Origin of the sequence: Halomonas sp. IOP_14 (assembly GCF_021021315.1) — a bacterium.
Taxonomy (GTDB): domain Bacteria; phylum Pseudomonadota; class Gammaproteobacteria; order Pseudomonadales; family Halomonadaceae; genus Vreelandella; species Vreelandella titanicae.
This window is the reverse complement of sequence record NZ_JAINWD010000109.1, coordinates 1-1095: the sequence shown is the minus strand read 5'-3', so window position 1 is coordinate 1095 and position 1095 is coordinate 1. Positions and strand designations below refer to the sequence as shown.

The following is a 1095-nucleotide window of genomic DNA, read 5'->3' as shown; positions in this document are numbered from 1 at the left end:
TCATAGAATAACCGCAGCACTTTGGATCACACAGTAGAGGAAGGAGGGCCAGCGCCGGTACCCTCTCGACTTTACCGACCAAAGTGAAGCAGAGCATGGGATACCGACAACTGACCCAGGCCCAACGATACCAAATTTTTGCTTATCTTGAGACGGGCATCAGCCAGCGACAAATAGCCAAGGCGATTGGGGTTCACAGCAGCACCATTAGCCGGGAGATAAAGCGCAATGGGCTTACGACTGGCTATGCGCCTGATCATGCGCAATCGAGAAGTGATCAGCGCCGACGCAGCGCCTGGAAAGTGACGAAGCGCCTGCCCAGTCTGATGCGATGGGTCACTGATCAACTGATGGACGAATGGAGCCCCCAGCAAATTAGTGGCTTCATGGCGAATGCCAACGGCGTTTGCGTAAGCCATCAGTGGATCTATGCGCTAATCTGGGACGACAAGAAACGCGGCGGCGAATTATGGAAGCAACTCCGGCTACCGCGCCAGCGGCGCTATCAGCGCCGATTGGCCAAGCATGCGGGACTGGGCAAAATTCCACACCGGGTAGGCATTGAACAGCGTCCCGCCGAAGCGGAAGAAAGGCGCCATATCGGCCATTGGGAAGGCGATACGGTGCTCAAAGGCCATAAAGAATCTGGCCTGGTGACCCTGGTCGAGAGACGCAGCGGTTACCTCTTGGCAGCGCGCCTGTCGACGATCACGGCCACTGGAACGGCCAAAGCGATGACCCGTTTATTAAAGCCACGCCGAGGCGCAGTGCAAACCATCACCTTGGATAACGGTTCGGAATTCGCCGAGCACCGACAGGTTGCCAAGGCCGTCTCGGCCAAGACCTATTTTTGCGACCCATACCGCTCATGCCAGCGTGGCACTAATGAAAACACCAACGGCCTGATTAGGCAGTATTTCCCGAAAGGGACGGACTTCCGAAAGGTGAGAGACTCAGCATTGAGGAGAGTCGTTGCCAAGTTGAACAATCGCCCCAGAAAACGCTTGGGGTATCGGACACCGGCACAAGTGTTCCTGGGAGAGTATTCAGGGGCGCTGAAAACCGCGGGTGCTGCGCTTAATGTTTGAATTCAGG

At 56.0% G+C, this 1095-nt stretch carries 1 protein-coding gene; it reads left to right on the top strand.

From position 1 onward, the window contains the following. The first annotated feature begins 95 nt into the window (after nt 1–95). Nucleotides 96–1088, top strand: a complete 993-nt coding sequence (locus K7H09_RS24315) for an IS30 family transposase (protein ID WP_230806382.1) — start codon at nt 96–98, stop codon at nt 1086–1088. Nucleotides 1089–1095: the final 7 nt, after the last annotated feature.